A 16,570-nucleotide genomic window follows, 5' to 3' on the forward strand; every position below is an offset into this window, starting at 1 on the left:
CGCCGGGACTCTCCCGCTGGTCCGGTCCGTCGGCACCGCGTCGATCGTCCCTGTTCATATGACTGAGATTGACAACCACGAACGTAAACCTTCAGCAAGACAACTCGTCGGCCGTCGCATGGAGTTGTCCCGGGCCGACGGCCGATCGAGCACCACGTCACCAGTATCGCCGGTGGCGCGACTCGATAGAAGTGTTCTGCCACGACGGTAATCCGGTGCGATCGACCTGATACGTAGCTCGATCGACGTTCGTACTCGATCGAACTATTCGACCAGCGCCGCGAGCGTCTCCTCGATCGCCGCCGCCGCAGCCTCGACGTCGGCCGCGCGGACGTACTCGCGCGGCGCGTGGGCGACGGCACCTTCCGCGTCGGCCAGCACGCCCGGACCGAAGACGACCGTCGGGGCGTCGGCCGCGAAGTACGAGGCCTCCGTCGCGGCGGTGAACGGCCGGATCGCGCCGCCGGCGGCGTCCGCGAGCAGGTCGACTACCGGGGCGTCGGGATCGGTCTCCCACGCGTCGAGAAACGGCGTCGGCCGATCGGTGAACTGGAACTCGACGCCGACGTCGTCGGGCACGGCCGCCTCGAGATGCGCGGTCACCGCCTCGCGGAATCCCTCGGCCGTCTCGGGCGGGACGCTCCGCCGATCGAGCGTCAGCGCGCAGTCGGCGGGCACCTGGTTGGTCGACTCGCCGCCCTCGACGACGGTCGGCGTGAGCGTCGCGGACCCGAGTTGCGGGTGGGCCGGCGGCGCGTCGGCGCGATCGTCGAACGTGCGGATCGCAGCGAGGACCGATTCGAGCGCGGCGATCGCGTTCGTTCCCGACTGCGGTTCGGCCGCGTGGGCGCTCGCGCCCGAGAGGTGAACTTCCCCCTGAAATCGCCCTTTCGCGGCCGTGCAGACGTCGAGGTCGGTCGGTTCGCCGACGATCACGGCGTCGGCGTCCGTCGTCACCGACTCCTCGCCGGAGACGAGCGCGTGAGCACCCGTCGAGAGCACTTCCTCGTCGGGGGTGACGGCGAGCGTGACGCGATCGCGGGACGGATCGATCGCGAAGAAGGCCGACAGGAGCGCCGCCAGCGGTCCCTTGGCGTCACAGGAGCCGCGGCCCCGGATAACGTCGCCCCGATCGGAAGCGTCGTCGCGGTCGAACGGGACGTGCGGCGAGACCGTGTCGATGTGCGTGTTCAGGACGACGTGAGTGTCGGCGTCGGCCGACCCGCGACTCGCGAGGACGTTCCCGGCGTCGTCGACCCGCGACGTCACGCCGTGGTCCTCGATCGTCTCGCACAGGAACGCCCGCATCGGCCCGACGTCTTCGTTCGAGGGGTGCTGGACGGCCGTCTCGAGGAATTCGATCGGGTCGAACTCGCTCGCGCCCGGTTCGCGCCCGGTCACGGCTCGACCGGCGGTTCGACGGACACCTCGCCGTCGAACTCGTGTTCGACGGGGCCGGCGAGCATCGCCCGCCCGCGATCGTTGAAGCTCACCTGCAGGTCGCCGCCCGGCGGTCGGACGTCGACCGGGTCGGCGTCCGTGAATCCGAGTCGACGCGCCACGACGGCGATGGCGACCGCGCCGGTGCCACAGGAGTCGGTTTCGCCTTCCACGCCGCGTTCGTAGGTCCGCTGGTAGAAGCCGCCGTCGCCGTCCGGACTGGCCACGGTGACGTTCGTCCCGCGGGGGAAGACGTCCGCGTGGCGGACCGGCGGCGCGACCGCCTCGAGGTCGACGTCGTCGACGTCGTCGACGAACGAGACGGCGTGGGGAACGCCGGTGTTGACCATCGTCACCTCGAGCCCTTCGATCTCCTCCTCGAAGACCCCCTCGTCGGCGTCGACGGGAATCTCGTCGGGATCGAACGAGAGTTCGGTCATCTCGACGGCGACGCCGTCGGCCGTTCGATCGGCCCGCAGCGTCCCCGCTTGCGTGTCGATCATCACGCTGTCGGTGTCGGTCCGTTGCATGGCCCACTCGGCGGCGCAGCGAGCGCCGTTGCCGCACATCGGGGCCGTCTCCCCGTCCGGCTGGACCAGCGTCATCACGACGCGTGGCGGCCGGAACGCCTCCTCGAGTGCGAGAAAGAGGATCCCGTCGGCACCGACGCCGTCGGTCCGGTCGCACTCGCGTCTGGCGAGTTCGCCCCGATCGGGGACGGTGTGTTCGTCCGCGTGGATGATCAGAAAGTCGTTGCCGGTGCCGTGGTACTTCTGGAATGGAACGGTCATCGTACTGTCTCCGGATTGCTGTCGCGGTCGGGTGCGCTTCGGGCCGTCTCCAGTCGCGTCACGTCGTCGAACGTCTCCCGGCGACGCGCCAGTCTGACGTCCCCGCCGTCGAGAACGACCGACGCGGGCCGCGGCCGGGAGTTGTACTGACTCGCCATCTCGTAGCCGTACGCGCCCGCGTTGCCGATCGCGAGGACGTCGCCGCGTTCGCTGGCGGGCAGTTCGCGGTCCGTACAGAAAACGTCCCCGCTCTCGCAGATCGGCCCGCTGATCGTCTGTGGGATCGTCTCGCGAGCGCCACCGTCGGTTGCGTCGGCCGTCAGGTTCCGGATCGGGTGGAACGAGTCGTACATCGCCGGCCGGGCGAGCGTCGTCATCCCGGCGTCGACGCCGACGACGGTCGTCTCGCGGGCGTCCTTGACCGTGTTGACGTCGGTCAGGAGCACGCCCGCGTCGGCGACGAAGTACCGTCCGGGTTCGATCGAAAGCGTCGCGTCGATCTTCCCGATCGCCTCTCGAGTCGCCCGGGCGACGGCGTCGAGATCGAGCGGCGCCTCGTCCTCGCGGTAGGGAACGCCGAAGCCGCCGCCGACGTCGACGAACTCGAGGTCACCGACGGCGTCGGCCACGTCCCTCGCGAGGTCGCCCATCCGCGCGACGAACTCCCGGTGGGCGTCCAGCTGGTCGCTTTGCACGCCCGAGCCGACGTGGGCGTGGATCCCGACCACGTCGAAGCCCCGATCGGCGGCGTCGGCGAGCACGTCGACCGCACGCTCCGCAGGGACGCCGAACTTCGCGGCGGCACCCGTTCGAACCTTCTCGTGGTGGCCGGCTCCGATGCCGGGATTGACCCGGAGACAGAGCCGCCCGTCGTAGCCGCGGTCGGCGAGGCGATCGATCGTGTCCTCGGCCCCGACGGTGATCGTCAGGTCGGGATGGTCGTCCCAGGCGTCGACGACCCAGTCGAGGTCGCGGGCGGGCGGGTTGACGGCCGTGTAGCGGATCGCCGACCCCGGCGCACCCGCCTCGAGCGCCCGCTTCACTTCGCCCGCGGAGGCACACTCCAGTCCCGCGCCGGCCTCGCGGATCGCCTCGAGAGCGTCCCCGAGTGCGTTCGCCTTCACGGCGTAGAGGATCTCCGCGTCGGGAAACGCCCGATCGAGTCGCCGGTAGTTCTCCCGGACGCGATCGAGATCGAGGACGTACAGCGGGGAGCCGTGCTCGTCGACGAGCGCTTCGAGTCGAACCGGGTCCCAGTCGGAGAGGCGGCGAACCGCCGGACTCCGATCCTGTGCCTCGCCGTCCGCGTCCGTGTTCACTCCCGCAGCACCTCCTCGCGTTCGGTCGCCTCGATCGTCTCCGTCTCGAGGTCGGTCGCGACGACGGCGGGTTTGTACGCGCCGCCGTCGAAGAGGTCGTGGTCGCTGATCGAGGATTCGACGAACCGGGTGAACGCGCGCCGCTCCGGCGGAAGGCGGCCGTAGAGCACTTCTTCCTCCGCGAGGTCGTAGACCGGAATCCGCGGCGTCAGCAGGGTGTTCTCGCCGACCACGCTGTTCTCGCCGACGACGAAGCCGCTCGTGACGCGACAGCCCGCGCCGAGCGAGACGTCATCCTCGACGATGACCGGCGCGTTCTCGACGGGTTCGAGGACGCCCCCGATGAGGGTGTTCGCGCCTAGCTTGACGTTCGCGCCGATCTGGGCGCACGAGCCGACGGTGTCACAGGAGTCCACGAGGGTACCGTCCCCGACGTGAGCCCCGATGTTGACGAAGGCGGGGCTCATCAGGATGCAGTCCGACCCGATACGTGCCCCACGGCGGACGACGGTCCCGTCCGGCGTGTTGCGGCTCCCGCGATCGCCGTACGCGCCCGTCTCCGCGAGCGGCAGGACGTCGTTGTAGGTGACGCCGCCGTGCTCGTACTGGCCGATCGATCGCAGCCCGAAGTTGAGCAGGATCCCCTGCTTGACCCACTCGTTCGCCTCCCACTCGCCGCCGTGTTTCTCGGCGGCGCGGATCTCGCCTGCCTCGAGGGCGTCGAGGAAGGCGTCCAGGGTTGCGTACGCGTCCTCGCCCGCGGAGTCGGCGCTGATTTCGCCGTCGTCGTACCGTGTCCAGAGGTGTTCGATTTCGTCCTGTAATGCACTCATTCGTCGATCACGTCCGCAAACTCGTAGCGGCCCGCCTTCCGTCCTGCGATCCAGACCGCCGCGTCGACGGCCCCGGCGGCGAAGACGCCCCGGTCCTCGGCGCGGTGGGTGAGTCGGACCTCCTCGTGGTTGCCCGCGATGACGACCTCGTGTTCGCCGGTGACGTCACCGGCTCGGAGCGCGTGGACGCCGATCTCTCCTGCTTCGCGCGGATCCTCCCCTTCGCGGCCGTGCGTCCGTTCGGTGAAGTCACCGCTGGCTTCGATCTCCTCGAGCAGCCGGTTCGCAGTGCCGCTCGGCGCGTCGCGCTTCGCGTTGTGGTGGGTCTCGACGAGTTCGACGTCGTACCCCGGCAGGTTCCGCACCGCCTCGCCGACGACGTTCAGCAGGGCCTGTACCCCGCGGGCGAAGTTCGGTGCGTGGAGGACGGGAACCCCGTTGCCTGCATCCTCGAGGACCGCCAGTTCGTCCTCGTCGAAGCCGGTCGTGCCCGTGACGAAGGCCACGCCCGCGGCCGCACAGGACTCGGCGTAGTCGACGGCCGACCCGGGACCGGTGAAATCGATCACGACGGTCGGCTCCCGATCGGACAGCAGCGCGTCGAACTCGACGGCCGGTTCGACGGTGACGTCGCCGACCGTCCCCGATCCAGGGTCGCGGTTGACGGCGAAGACGACCTCGCAGTCCGCGCGGTCTTCGGCGGCTGCGATGACCTCCCGGCCCATCCGGCCCGTCGCGCCGGTGACGCCGATCCGGACCGTCATCGATCACCCTCTGCCGCGTCGGCGACCTCGGTCGATTCGCGATCGAGGTCGGCGAGGACCGTCTCGAGATCCTCGCGGTACTCGTCGGCCAGTCGCGTAAGCGGCGGGCGCATGCGAGCGGGGCCGTAGCCGCGGATCTCCATCGCTTCCTTGACCGGGATCGGGTTGGTCTCGACGAAGAGTTCGCGAAAGAGCGGCCCGAGTTCGTGGTGGATCGTCCGGGCGCGCTCGTAATCGCCGTCCAGCGCCGCGCCGACCATCGCGCAGGTCCGCTCGGGTTCGACGTTTGCGGCGACGCTGATCGTCCCGGTTCCGCCGACCGAGATGACCGGCAGGGTGAGCGCGTCGTCGCCCGAGAGGACGGCGAAGTCCTCGTCGGTCGTCCGCTCGGCGATCTCGCCGATCTGGCCCAGATCGCCGCTGGCGGCCTTGTAGCCCGCGATGTTGTCGTGGCTCGCGAGTTCGACGGCGGTATCGGGCTCGATGTTTCGGCCCGTGCGCGAGGGCACGTTGTAGACGATCTGTGGCAGGTCGACGGCGTCGGCGATCGCCCGGTAGTGCTCGATCAGGCCGCGCTGTTCCGGCTTGTTGTAGTACGGCGAGATCAGCAGGAGGCCGTCGGCACCCGCGACGGCGGCGCGTTCGGAGAGTTCCAGCGCCTCGCGGGTGTTGTTCGACCCGGTGCCCGCGATGACGGGCACGTCGTCGACGGCCTCGATGACGGCCTCGACGACGCGGACGTGTTCGTCGTGGGTCAGCGTCGCGGATTCGCCCGTAGAGCCGACGGGAACGAGTCCGTCGACGCCGGCGGCCTCGAGGCGCTGGGCGTCGGCCTGCAGTGTCTGGAAGTCGATTCGTTCGTCCTCGTTGAAGGGCGTACACATCGCCGGAAAGACGCCCGAAAGGTCGATATCTGAACTCATGTGTGTCGGAATCCTCGTGGTCGGTCTGGTGTGTGTCGGTCGGCGGTCGTGGAGTAGTTGTTGATCGATCGTGGGCAACCGAACCGTGCCCGGGACGGGGTGCCACTCCCGCCGCGAGCACACTCACACGCGTTTACGTTTCGGAAAACGAGGGGCGACGCCGCTCACGACGCGACCGACGGTCGAGTGAGCGGCGTGGCGCATACGTGATACAGGCGGGTTCGACTGCCTTATCCGTTGTGACTTCGACCAACTATTGCCACAACCGCCCGATGGGGTGTGCTGGTGACACGGAGCAGCGAACGTGAAGTTCCGCGCAATTTATACCCGTCGCGAGCCGTCCATTCGTGTATGACTGACTTCGGCTTGAAAGTGCGAATGGCGGTCGTCGGATCGATCCTGTTCGCGTTCTACATGCTCGTCGGTGCGTTCGGGCTGGCGATGCTCGGCCCCGGCGCGTGGCCGCTGGTCCTGCTCGGTCTCCTCGTCCTCCCGTTCATCCAGTACAAGATCGGCGTGTGGTCTGCGACCCGGAGGGCGGAGGAGATGCCCGAAGAGGGCCAGTATCGGGACATCCACGGGATGACCGAGTCCCTGTGCCGGGACATGGACATCGAGAAACCCAAACTGATGGTCATGGACATGGGCGTCCCGAACGCCTTCGCGACGGGCCGGAAGGGCAACGGCGTCGTCGTGGTCTCGACGGAACTCGTTCGACTTCTCCAGCGCGACGAACTCGAGGGCGTGATCGCCCACGAACTCGCCCACATCAAGAACCGCGACGTCCTCGCGATGGTCGTCGGCAGTTCGATCGCGATGATGGTCGGCTGGGTCGCCTACATGGTCTACATCATGAGTAACGAGCGCGGTCTCGGCGGTATCATCGTCGGGATGGTCATCTCGAATATCGCACAGATGCTCGTGATGATCTTCGTGCTCGCCATCTCGCGGTACCGCGAGTACGTCGCCGACGAGGACGCCCGCCAGTACATCGGCAGCGGCGATCCGCTCGCACGGGCACTCGAGAAAATCTCGAAGGGTGCCGAGGGGCGCGAGTCGACCGTCGACGACAGCGTGAGCGCGCTGTGTATCTTCAACGCGAACCGGAGCCTCCTGTCACAGCTGTTCGCGACGCACCCGCCGACCGAAAAACGGATCGAGAAGCTTCGGGGCTAACGATCGGCGGACGGTCAGGTTGGCCTGCCTATCCCGGGAACTCGCGCGGTTCGAGGGAAGCGGTTTTTACGATTGCCCGACACGGCTAGGATATGACCGAGATTCATCCGGGCCAGCGGGTCGCCGTCCTCGTCGACGCCCAGAACCTCTACCATACGGCCCAGAGTCTCCACAGCCGCAACATCGACTACTCCGCGCTGCTCGAGAAGGCCGTCCAGGACCGCCAGCTCACGCGAGCGATCGCCTACGTCATCCGGGCCGATTCCCCGGAGGAGGAGAGCTTCTTCGAGGCCCTGGTCGACATCGGATTCGAGACGAAGATCAAGGACATCAAGACCTTCGCGGACGGCTCGAAGAAGGCCGACTGGGACGTCGGGATGAGCCTCGACGCCGTGACGCTGGCCAACCACGTCGACACGATCGTGCTCTGTACCGGCGACGGGGACTTCTCGCGGCTCTGTTCTCACCTGCGCCACGAGGGCGTTCGCGTCGAGGTGATGGCCTTCGAGTCCTCGACCGCGGAGGAACTGATCGCGGAGGCCGAGTCCTTCCTCGATCTCGGCGAACGCCACGAGACCTTTTTGCTCTAGCGGCGTCGCTGGATCTTGCTCGTTCGAGGGTGCGCGTCGTTCGCGACGCCGACGAGTAACGCCCCTGCCGCGACGATCAGCGTCACCCCCGTCAACGCGTAGACGGAGACGCGCGACTCGAACACGGCCGGCCCGGCGAGCGTCAGTGAACTCACCGCGAGGAGGGCCACCCCGAGGGAAATTTGCGTGAGATCCATCTCAGCAGCCGAGTACTGACTCGCTGTATATAACGTTCGTGATGATAGTCCGGATATGATGAATGTCAGCATATGCCGAACGGCGGGGCCGTCGTGACGACAAACGACGGCATCGTCGCGATAACGAACGACAGGACCGTCGCAGTGTATCCCCGCACGTCCCGGCGCGACACGTCTCCGCGCAGTCGAAGGGCTTTCGACGGCCCACGCCGAACGGGAACCGATGACCGATCCAGCCGACGGGAGCGCGGGCCTGGCTCAACTCCGGACGATCGCGGACTACCAGTTCGGTGCGGGCGCGGGGGCGGCGCTGTTCCCACCGGAGGAGTCAGTAACGATCAAGCGGACGTCCTCGGGCCGTCCCCAGCAGGTCCACGGCGAGGACGGCCGGATCGTCTCGTTCGGAATCGACGGGCGGTTCACGCTCGGCCTCGACGGCGGTCGTCGACTGGACGCGGCCCTCGAGGAACCGGCCTATCGCGTCGTCGTCGACGACGAGAGCGAACCCTTCGTTCGCGACGAGAAGAACGTCTTCGCGAAGTTCGTCGTCGACGTCGGCCCGGAGATCCGGCCGGGCGACGAGGTGCTGGTCACCCACGAGCGCGGCGAGGTGCTCGCGGTCGGCCGTGCGGAACTCGACGCGGCGGCGATCGCCGACTTCGACACGGGGATGGCCGTCACCGTGCGCGAAGGCGCGCCGGGCGACCGCTGAAAGAGCCGTTTTAGCTACGGGCACCGATATACGCCTTCCGAAAGTTGTTCGGCGTATGAACCGACGATCACTACTGGCCTCCGTCGCGGCCGGCGCAGTCGTCGCCGGCTGCCTGGGCGCCGACCCGAGTTCCGGCGCCGATCCGGGCGCGGGCGACGACGAACCGCCGGCGTCGGACGAGTGCGGCGTCGCGGCCGAACCGCTCTCGGCGCTGTTGACCGATGGAACCGGCGATCCGTCGTACTGCTTCGAGGGCGCCCAGCCCGGGCTGACGATCGCGAACGAACGGGACGACCCGATCGAGGCGTCCATCGCGGTGGCGACGTTCGAGGAGCGCTACGACCTCGACCCGGGCGAACGCGTCGTCGAACACTCCGCGTTCGAGGCTGCCGACGATCTCACCGTGACGGTGACGGTCGGGGACGAGGAGTACACCCGGACGTGGACCGAACGGTCGTGCTATCGACACGGGATCGCGATCACCGACGAGGGAGTCACGATCGGCCGGATCGAACCGCTCCAGGGGCCCGGCGATACGCAACACGACTGCTATCCGGGGAAGACCGCGGACGTCTGGATCGGCACCGAGGGACCGCCCCGGGCGGCGACGGTGACGGTCGACGATCGCTGCGACGGGACGAGCACGTCCCAGACGATCGAGGTAGACCGCAGTGTGCGGGTGGAGGACGTCCTCACGAGCGGCGGCAACTACGACGTCGCGATCGACGTCCACGCCGGCGGATCGGACACTTACGAGTACCGAGAGGAGTGCTGGGGTCTCATGGCGGATATCGAAGTCGACGGTACCGTCACTATCTACAAGCGAGGGATCGACTGACCAGTTCTCCGGTCGGTCCCGGGGTTCGAGAACCGAGATCCGAGCGTCGGACGCGGAGACGGTCTCCGGGGAGCGCCGCCCCGAATCGATCGTGAGATTCCGGCGATATCCCGCCCCGCATCGATCGCGAGGCCCCGGTATTCGCGCGAAACGCACCGCTCTCGAACGACAAAGTAAAAGGCCGCGGGTGGCGATACCCCGAGTATGTTTGGAGGAGGCGGCGGACTCAATCCGCGCAAGATGGAACAGATGATGGAGCAGATGGGCATCGACGTCGAGGACATCGACGCCGAGGAGGTCATCATTCGCACCGACGAGTACGACCTCGTGTTCAACGACGCCGAAGTCACGAAGATGGACGCCCGCGGCCAGGAGACCTACCAGGTCATCGGCTCCCCGGAACAGGTCGAGTCCGGCGCGGCCGGCGGGGGTGCGGACGGCGGTGCCGACGCCGGACCGTCGATCCCGGACGCGGACGTCGAACTCGTCGCCGGTCGCGCCGGCGTCAGCGAGGACGAGGCCCGCGAGGCCCTCGAGGCGAACGACGGCGACCTCGCCGCCGCTGTCGAGTCCCTCGAGTGACCCGCGCGTGAGCCAGCCGGTCCTGTTGGTCCGCGGCGATCGCGAGTACCTCGTCGAACCCGGTACCGAGAAAGGAACCGACCTCGGGGTCCTCGAGATTCCCGCGGACGTCGAACCCGGCGACGCGATCGAGACGCATCTCGGGAACGAGTTTCGGGTCCGCCGACTCCGGGGACCGGACCTGTTCCACCACTTCGAGCGGACCGGCGCGCCGATGGTGCCCCGCGACGTCGGCCTGGTGATCGGCGAGACCGGCATCTCGCGGGACGATCGGATCCTCGACGCGGGGACCGGGACGGGGGTCCTCGCGGCGTCGATGGCCCGGGCCGGCGCGTCGGTCGTGACTTACGAACAGGACCCCGACTTCGCCGACGTCGCCCGCGAGAACATGGCGCTGGGCGGGGTCGCCGACGCCGTCGAGGTTCGGACCGGCGACGTCACCGACGACCTCGCCGACCTCGGGGCGGCGTCGTTCGACGTGATCACGCTCGACACCGCCGACGCGCCGGCGGTCGTGGCCCGCGCGCCCGAGTTGCTCGTCGACGGCGGGTTCGTCGCCGTCTACAGCCCGTTCGTCGAGTCGACCCGGGAGGTCGCCCGGACGGCGCGCGAGGCGGGCCTGGCGAACGTCCGGACGCGGGAGACGATCCAGCGGGAGATGGACTTCGACGACCGTGGCTCGCGTCCGTCGACGGCACCCGTCGGACACACGGGATACCTGACGATCGCCCGAAACGAGTAGCCGGCATCGACGACCGTGCTATTGACGCGGTAACTCGTCGGTCGACGACCCAAACACTGTTGGCACTGCTCCTTTGATGTTCCCGACCCAACGTGTATCCGCCGTTCGAGAACGGCACACTGCCATCCAGTGACGCTGCCAACGGACCCCCAGACGTTGGTTGCGCCGAATCCCACCAGCCACCTACCGTCGTGCCGTCGGGAGCCGGTGCTGGCACCCCGCCGCTTCCGGCGAGACACGGTTTTCGCACCGATCGGCTGGCCAAATCACACCTCCGGGCCACCTACTACCGACTCAGTTGACGTCCTCGACGGCCAGTTCCGACTCGGTGTCTCAGTTGTCGTCTTCGCGCCACTTGTACTCGCACTCGGTACAGATGAAAAAGCGCGTCTCTGACTCGTCGGCGGACCGGATCTGTTGCATGTACCAGTAGGCGCGATCGTTCCCACACTCGGGACAGTGCGCGTCGGTTTCAGGCAGCGACGTCTCCTCGGAGGACTCGATGATCTCGCTGGCCTCCTGGTCCTCCGTGAGCGTGTACTGGGCGGCGTCGCCTTTCGGCTTCGTGAATCCGCAACTGCCACACTCCCAGATCCCGTCCTCAGCTTTCATCATCGAACCGCATTCGTCGCAAAATTCCATCGTTGTCCGGCCTACGTCGGTCGAGCGACTTAAGCGGCCCGTTTAGTTCGTCCGCTTCGCTCGATCCGCGTTAGCCCTCCCCTTCGGACTGGAACGGCTCGCCGACCGCTTCGCGGGGTAACACGTTGTGGAGTTCCGACTGGAGGTCGGCGGCCGACTCGAACCGATCGGCAGTACTGTCGGCGACGAGGTTGCCCAGATTCCGCTCCCCGTCGGCCAGCAAGAGCGTAACGGTCCCCAGTTCGTCTGCGGCCTCCTCGCAGGCGATGGGGTAGTCGAGCGCTTCCAGCGTCGATTCCATTTCGCTGAGTTTGACTTCTGTCGCCATACGCAACGGTACGCCCGCTGCTGGCTTGTACCTCGCTCCTGTCGGTGCTGACTGTGCCGCGGATCGACATTTCGGTTCGAAACCGTAATCGGGATGGATCACGGAGTGGTGAGTCGATGCGAGGTTTCGCCAGTCGGATTGTTGCCGGATTCGCCGTCGATCGACGAGTGCTCACGCTGTCGTTCGCCCGGATGGCCGACGGGGTCGGCAACTCGTTTCTCATCATCGTGATCCCGCTGTACGTCGCGAGCGACGTCGTCTCCGGGGCGACGTTCGGGCTCGGCGAGTCGATGATCATCGGGATCATCCTCTCGATATTCGGGTTTCTCAACAGCTCCTTTCAGCCGTTCACGGGTCGGCTCTCCGATCGCGTCGGGAAGCGCAAGGCGTTCATTTTGATCGGGCTCGGCGGGCTCGCGATCACCAATCTCGCGTACGTCTTCGCCGAGTCGTACGTCTCGCTGCTGGCTATCCGCGGGCTACAGGGTATCAGCGTCGCCTTCATCATCCCCACGTCGGTCGCGCTGGTCAACGAACTCTCGACGACCGGCGATCGAGGCGGGAGCATGGGCGTCTACAACACGTTCCGACTGGCCGGCTTCGGTGCCGGCCCCGTGGTGGCCGGCGCGGTCGTCAACGCCGGGCCGTACGCGCTGCCGGGCGGGCCGTCGATCAACGGGTTCGACGCGGCCTTTTACATCGCCGCGATCACGGCCGCGATCAGTTCCCTGCTGGTGACGGCCCTCATCACGGATCCCGAATCGACGCGGGCGAACGCCGCCGCGAACCTCTCGATCGACGTCTTCGATTCGTCGGGACCCCACCTGTTCGATCCCATCTTCACGCTCGGGATCGCCTCGCTGTTCATGGCGACGGCGATCGCGCTGTTCGCGACGATCCAGCCGCAGGTCAACGCCCGCCTCGACCAGGGATCGACCTGGTTCGGCGTCCAGTTCGCGGCCTTCATCCTCGCCCAGGTCCTGCTCCAGACGCCGATCGGGCGCGCCTGTGACGTGTACGGGCGGCGGCCGTTCGTCGTCGGTGGCATGGTCCTGTTGATCCCGACGACGCTCGTCCAGGGCCTCGTCTGGACCCCGGAGGCGATGTTCGTGGCACGCCTCTTCCAGGGGATCGCGGGCGCGATGGTGTTCGCCCCGTCCCTGGCGCTGGCCGGCGACCTCGCGGGCGAAGGCGAATCCGGTTCGAAGCTCTCGGTGCTGACGATGGCCTTCGGCTTCGGAATCGCGATCGGCCCGCTCTCCTCGGGCGCGCTGATCGGCTTCGGCTTCCCCGTCCCGTTCGCGTTCGGGACCGTTCTCGCCGTCCTCGGCGCGATCCTGGTCTACACCCAGATCGAGGAGACTCTCGAGACGACCGAACCGGTGCCGGTGGTCGGGGACGACTGATCCCGCGGCTATCGCGCGGTGAGGACGTCACCTGACGACGGTCACGGTCGTCCGCGGATTTGCCGACTTCGGTCGCCGTCGACACCTCTCGATCGTGCTCGGCGGCCGCCGCCTCGGCCTCGGCGAGCAGTTCCGTCGATCGGTCGTGGGCCCGCTTCCGTGGCGCCATCTTGGAGAGCGGCGTCCCGTCGTACGCCACGAGAACCTCGTCGACAGCGGGCCTGGTCGCAACGTCGTCTCGAAGGCTCGAATAGGAGCGGGACGACTCGCCCGCGAGGATAGCGCCTCTCGGTCTCGGTGGAATCCCCCGATAGAACCGACAGTAACGGCCACGGGCTAGAAGGGGAACGAGACGAGTAGCACCGGGACCACGACCAGCGAGAGGAGAAACGCGGCGAGGTACCGGTAGTCGGCAACGAGACGGAGTTGGACGGTTTCGACGGCGTGGAAGTACCGCGGGAACCACAGCAGTATTCCACCCGTGATGATCGTTCCGACTGCGAGTAGCGACAGCACGATCGTCGCTCCCGCTGTGGATTCCAGAAGGATAGCGATGAGGACCGTGTCGAAGAGCGTCCCGATGTTCGCCCCGAGGATGTAGGGAACGATCTCCCGCCGCGTGACGTAGTTCCGGTTATAGAGCGGCACGACCACCCCCAGCGAGAAGGCGATGCTGGTGGTGGCACCGGTGACGAGGATGCCCAGTCCGAAGGAGGTCCACTTGTGCTGGAACCGACGGAAGAATCGCCGGCGAAGCCACTCGGTGTCGACCCGCTCGAGTACCCGATCGAAGAGGGTGAGGCTGACAAATAGCGCGAGAAGGGCCACCACCAGGCCCAGTCCCACACCGATGGCGTCGATGATGGCCCCGGTAACCGGTTCGAAGACCGCCAGCGGGTGACGTGAGAGTTCGAACCGGTCGCTCACGCCCCCGAGCATCGTCCGGAGCGATGGCAAGAGGAGATACCCCAGAACGGTCGCCGGCACGTAGACCGTGTGGGTCAAGAGAAACGTCAGTACTCCCAGACTGGTCGCCTCGCCGATCGAATAGCGCCGTTTCTGGAAGTAGTCGAGGCCCCCGATCAGGAGGACGATAGCGGCGGCCCCGAGCCGCGAGCCAGCGACCATCAGGAACAGCTGTGAGGCCGTGAGGATTCCTGCCTTGAACAGCGACACGGACAGGGCCGCCACCACCGACCCGTTGGTGAGCACGTACGTGGCGAGCCAGCTCACCCCCAGGGCCGGCCCACTGCCGGCGACGTATCGCCTGAAGAGCCGTTCGAGGGGAACCACCGCGGCCTCCGTCGACGTTCCCAGTAACTGAACCGCGAACAGGAACAGCAGTAACGACACGATGACACCGATCAGTAACGGGCCGGATGCACGCCCCCGTTCCAGTAGGTCGTTCCTGCGATCCGTATCCACTGTCTGCTGTTCCTACGGACTCGTGTCAGCCGTACAAAGGTTGCGATCAGCCGTCTTCAACGACGCGAAGAACCGCACGACGGTGGCGGCTCGTACGCCAGGTCGCAGCCAGCGACGGACGGGACACGACGGTCGATCGTCCGGCGGGGAAGACGGGACGCAACGCAAAAGTACCGGATACGCATACGCTTCGACGATGACCCTCTCGGAGGAGGCCAGAGATCGGTTGGCCGACGTGGTCGAGTTACAGCCGACGAAGAACTCGGAGCTACAGGAACGGTGGGAAATGGACAGCGGCAGCGAGGTGCACCAGTACCTGGAGAACGAACTGGGCGACTACTACTTCCGGGACGACAACAGCCTGATTCGCGCGACGAGCGAGGCCGCCGACCTCGTCGACGTCGAACCCGGGATCGAGAGCCACCCCGAGGACGACGGGATCCCCTCCCGGATTCGCGTCCCCGAACTCCAGCGCCAGATCGTCGCGGTACTGGCCGGCCCCGAGCAGGAGTCCGAGAGCGTCGTCTCGGTCCTGCACAAACTCCGGGACACGTACGACGTCGATCCCGGGGCCGAGACCGTCCGATCGGGCCTGCAGAGTCTCCGGCGGAAGGGCGTCGTCGAGGTCGAGTACCGGACCGTCCCCACGTTCCGTCTGGCGGTCGATCGCGAGGACATCGAGGTCGACGTCTCCGACTGACCGTCGTTGAGCCTCGTTCTGCCGGCCGGTTGCGTCCGCCCGCCGGCTTACTGTTCCGGCCGCCGTCGCCGCCGTCGCTCCTCGAGTAACTGCCGACACCGCGCTCCCGGCCCGCCCTCGATCGGCCAGCCCCGCGTTCTCCACGCGGGGGGTTCCGGTTCGAACTCGGGGCAGGAGCCGGAACACTCCGCCGCCGTCTGAGCGCATCCCCTGGCTCGACAGCGGGGAACGAACTGGTTCCCGGGCTGGAAGCGCAACTCGAAGTGCCGACAGTCGGGGCGCATCGTCTCGACGAACGATCGCCAGCCGCGTTCGTAGGCCCGCTCGGCGATCGCGAGCCGTTTTTCGGCCTTCGCGTCCCGATCGACGTACTCGAAGCGGGCGGCGGAGCCGTCCCGCGCGCCGCCGTCCGGTCGCTCGATGATCCGCGTCCCCGGCTCGTCGACGGCGAGCGAGCGGGGATGCCACGTGACCTCGGCGGACGGTGGTCCGGGATCGAGCGCGAGGACGCCAGCCTCGACGGGGAGGTCTTCGAACAGGATCGGCTCGACGCGCTCGTCCGTTCGTCGGGTCGCGACCCAGACCTCGTCGGCCAGTCCCATCGCGACGTCGTACTCGAGTTGACTCCCGAGTGCGCGGGCCGCGCTCCTGTCGAGGTCGGGTTTGTTCTCGATCGCGACGATCCGCTCGACCCAGTCGGGATAGGGCCACTTGCGGCGGATCTGGATGCGGTTTCCGTCCCGACGGGTCTCGAGGATCCCCCGATCGTCGGCGCGGTGGATCGCCTCGCGAACGTACCGCCACGGGTAGCCGGGGTGGGGCAGCGCGTCGCGGTAGTAGGTCCACTCGTCGGGTGCGTTCCGGACGACGTGGAGGAGGTCGCTGTCGAGTCGATCGGGACCGAACCGGGCGCGACGCTCGAGGGCCTCGCGATCGCACTCGAGGACGATCGTATCCCAGCGCCGCCGTTTCGTCCCGAGTTGCCGGGCGACGACGATCGAGTCCGCGTCGCGTCGCTCGCCGGTCGGCGGCCACGCTCGTTCGGCCCATCGGCAGGTTCGCAGTTCGAACGCGAACTCGCTGTCGGTACGGCTGGTGTCGGTCACGGCGAGATCGGTGGCGCCCGGTAGGGGATCGATCATAAAGGTCGCTGCGGTTCGAT

Annotated in this window: 19 protein-coding genes; 8 read left to right on the forward strand and 11 right to left on the reverse strand. The window is 67.4% G+C overall.

Annotated features, from left to right (window positions below; all coding sequences use genetic code 11):
• Nucleotides 1–264: 264 nt before the first annotated feature.
• Genes MUG98_RS00700 through dapA form a run of 6 tightly spaced genes read right to left on the reverse strand, consistent with a single transcriptional unit; the run spans nucleotide 265 to nucleotide 6,070 of the window.
• The gene (locus MUG98_RS00700; protein WP_265110272.1) at nucleotides 265–1,401 is read right to left on the reverse strand and encodes a M20 family metallopeptidase; all 1,137 of its coding nucleotides are present in this window, start codon (nucleotides 1,399–1,401) and stop codon (nucleotides 265–267) included.
• On the reverse strand, nucleotides 1,398–2,231 hold the full coding sequence (gene dapF / locus MUG98_RS00705; RefSeq protein WP_265110273.1) for a diaminopimelate epimerase: 834 nt from the start codon (nucleotides 2,229–2,231) through the stop codon (nucleotides 1,398–1,400). Before dapF ends, MUG98_RS00700 begins: the two co-directional genes overlap by 4 nt.
• Nucleotides 2,228–3,550 (reverse strand): diaminopimelate decarboxylase, encoded by a 1,323-nt coding sequence (gene lysA, locus MUG98_RS00710; RefSeq protein WP_265110274.1) that lies wholly within the window; start codon nucleotides 3,548–3,550, stop codon nucleotides 2,228–2,230. Before lysA ends, dapF begins: the two co-directional genes overlap by 4 nt.
• Nucleotides 3,547–4,383 (reverse strand): 2,3,4,5-tetrahydropyridine-2,6-dicarboxylate N-succinyltransferase, encoded by an 837-nt coding sequence (locus MUG98_RS00715; protein WP_265110275.1) that lies wholly within the window; start codon nucleotides 4,381–4,383, stop codon nucleotides 3,547–3,549. The genes lysA and MUG98_RS00715 overlap by 4 nt, the downstream gene beginning before the upstream one ends.
• Nucleotides 4,380–5,147: a 4-hydroxy-tetrahydrodipicolinate reductase gene (dapB, locus tag MUG98_RS00720; protein ID WP_265110276.1), complete on the reverse strand. Its 768-nt coding sequence runs from the start codon at nucleotides 5,145–5,147 to the stop codon at nucleotides 4,380–4,382. Before dapB ends, MUG98_RS00715 begins: the two co-directional genes overlap by 4 nt.
• Nucleotides 5,144–6,070: a 4-hydroxy-tetrahydrodipicolinate synthase gene (gene dapA, locus MUG98_RS00725; protein ID WP_265110277.1), complete on the reverse strand. Its 927-nt coding sequence runs from the start codon at nucleotides 6,068–6,070 to the stop codon at nucleotides 5,144–5,146. Before dapA ends, dapB begins: the two co-directional genes overlap by 4 nt.
• Nucleotides 6,071–6,421: 351 nt before the next feature.
• Between dapA and MUG98_RS00730 the strand changes: the two genes are divergently transcribed.
• Both MUG98_RS00730 and MUG98_RS00735 read left to right on the forward strand, forming a co-directional pair.
• The gene (locus tag MUG98_RS00730; protein ID WP_265110278.1) at nucleotides 6,422–7,246 is read left to right on the forward strand and encodes a M48 family metallopeptidase; all 825 of its coding nucleotides are present in this window, start codon (nucleotides 6,422–6,424) and stop codon (nucleotides 7,244–7,246) included.
• Between the two features lie 92 nt (nucleotides 7,247–7,338).
• Complete coding sequence (locus MUG98_RS00735; protein ID WP_265110279.1) at nucleotides 7,339–7,836, forward strand: LabA-like NYN domain-containing protein; 498 nt, start codon at nucleotides 7,339–7,341, stop codon at nucleotides 7,834–7,836.
• Here the strand turns inward: MUG98_RS00735 and MUG98_RS00740 are convergent.
• Nucleotides 7,833–8,033, reverse strand: coding sequence for a hypothetical protein (locus MUG98_RS00740; protein ID WP_265110280.1), 201 nt, complete (start codon nucleotides 8,031–8,033; stop codon nucleotides 7,833–7,835). The two genes, MUG98_RS00735 and MUG98_RS00740, sit on opposite strands and share 4 nt — an antisense overlap.
• Nucleotides 8,034–8,256: 223 nt before the next feature.
• Here MUG98_RS00740 and MUG98_RS00745 point away from each other — a divergent pair, with 223 nt between their 5' ends.
• The 4 genes from MUG98_RS00745 to MUG98_RS00760 all read left to right on the forward strand — a co-directional run bounded on the left by MUG98_RS00745 (nucleotide 8,257) and on the right by MUG98_RS00760 (nucleotide 10,907).
• Entirely contained in the window at nucleotides 8,257–8,745 is a 489-nt protein-coding gene (locus MUG98_RS00745; protein ID WP_265110281.1) for a PUA domain-containing protein, read from the forward strand.
• Nucleotides 8,746–8,800: 55 nt separating this feature from the next.
• Complete coding sequence (locus MUG98_RS00750) at nucleotides 8,801–9,583, forward strand: Ig-like domain-containing protein (RefSeq protein ID WP_265110282.1); 783 nt, start codon at nucleotides 8,801–8,803, stop codon at nucleotides 9,581–9,583.
• A gap of 204 nt (nucleotides 9,584–9,787) precedes the next feature.
• Nucleotides 9,788–10,165 carry a nascent polypeptide-associated complex protein gene (locus MUG98_RS00755; protein ID WP_265110283.1) on the forward strand — a complete coding sequence of 126 codons (378 nt, stop codon included), beginning with the start codon at nucleotides 9,788–9,790 and terminating at the stop codon, nucleotides 10,163–10,165.
• On the forward strand, nucleotides 10,146–10,907 hold the full coding sequence (locus MUG98_RS00760) for a methyltransferase domain-containing protein (protein ID WP_265112528.1): 762 nt from the start codon (nucleotides 10,146–10,148) through the stop codon (nucleotides 10,905–10,907). The genes MUG98_RS00755 and MUG98_RS00760 overlap by 20 nt, the downstream gene beginning before the upstream one ends.
• A gap of 333 nt (nucleotides 10,908–11,240) precedes the next feature.
• Here MUG98_RS00760 and MUG98_RS00765 read toward each other — a convergent pair whose 3' ends face one another.
• Both MUG98_RS00765 and MUG98_RS00770 read right to left on the reverse strand, forming a co-directional pair.
• Complete coding sequence (locus MUG98_RS00765) at nucleotides 11,241–11,549, reverse strand: transcription factor S (protein ID WP_265110284.1); 309 nt, start codon at nucleotides 11,547–11,549, stop codon at nucleotides 11,241–11,243.
• A gap of 70 nt (nucleotides 11,550–11,619) precedes the next feature.
• Nucleotides 11,620–11,877 carry a DUF5789 family protein gene (locus tag MUG98_RS00770; RefSeq protein WP_265110285.1) on the reverse strand — a complete coding sequence of 86 codons (258 nt, stop codon included), beginning with the start codon at nucleotides 11,875–11,877 and terminating at the stop codon, nucleotides 11,620–11,622.
• A 116-nt stretch (nucleotides 11,878–11,993) separates the two neighbouring features.
• Here MUG98_RS00770 and MUG98_RS00775 point away from each other — a divergent pair, with 116 nt between their 5' ends.
• The gene (locus MUG98_RS00775; protein ID WP_265110286.1) at nucleotides 11,994–13,283 is read left to right on the forward strand and encodes an MFS transporter; all 1,290 of its coding nucleotides are present in this window, start codon (nucleotides 11,994–11,996) and stop codon (nucleotides 13,281–13,283) included.
• Nucleotides 13,284–13,619: 336 nt separating this feature from the next.
• On the opposite strand, the gene MUG98_RS00780 is transcribed toward MUG98_RS00775, so the two are convergent.
• Nucleotides 13,620–14,708 carry a sodium:phosphate symporter gene (locus tag MUG98_RS00780; RefSeq protein WP_265110287.1) on the reverse strand — a complete coding sequence of 363 codons (1,089 nt, stop codon included), beginning with the start codon at nucleotides 14,706–14,708 and terminating at the stop codon, nucleotides 13,620–13,622.
• Between the two features lie 196 nt (nucleotides 14,709–14,904).
• Here MUG98_RS00780 and MUG98_RS00785 point away from each other — a divergent pair, with 196 nt between their 5' ends.
• The gene (locus MUG98_RS00785) at nucleotides 14,905–15,408 is read left to right on the forward strand and encodes a DUF5797 family protein (protein WP_265110288.1); all 504 of its coding nucleotides are present in this window, start codon (nucleotides 14,905–14,907) and stop codon (nucleotides 15,406–15,408) included.
• Nucleotides 15,409–15,455: 47 nt separating this feature from the next.
• Here the strand turns inward: MUG98_RS00785 and MUG98_RS00790 are convergent, their stop codons facing one another.
• On the reverse strand, nucleotides 15,456–16,550 hold the full coding sequence (locus MUG98_RS00790; RefSeq protein ID WP_265110289.1) for a DUF5787 family protein: 1,095 nt from the start codon (nucleotides 16,548–16,550) through the stop codon (nucleotides 15,456–15,458).
• Nucleotides 16,551–16,570 lie beyond the last annotated feature (20 nt).

Origin of the sequence: Halosolutus halophilus (genome assembly GCF_022869805.1) — an archaeon.
In the GTDB taxonomy this organism is placed as follows: Archaea; Halobacteriota; Halobacteria; order Halobacteriales; family Natrialbaceae; genus Halosolutus; species Halosolutus halophilus.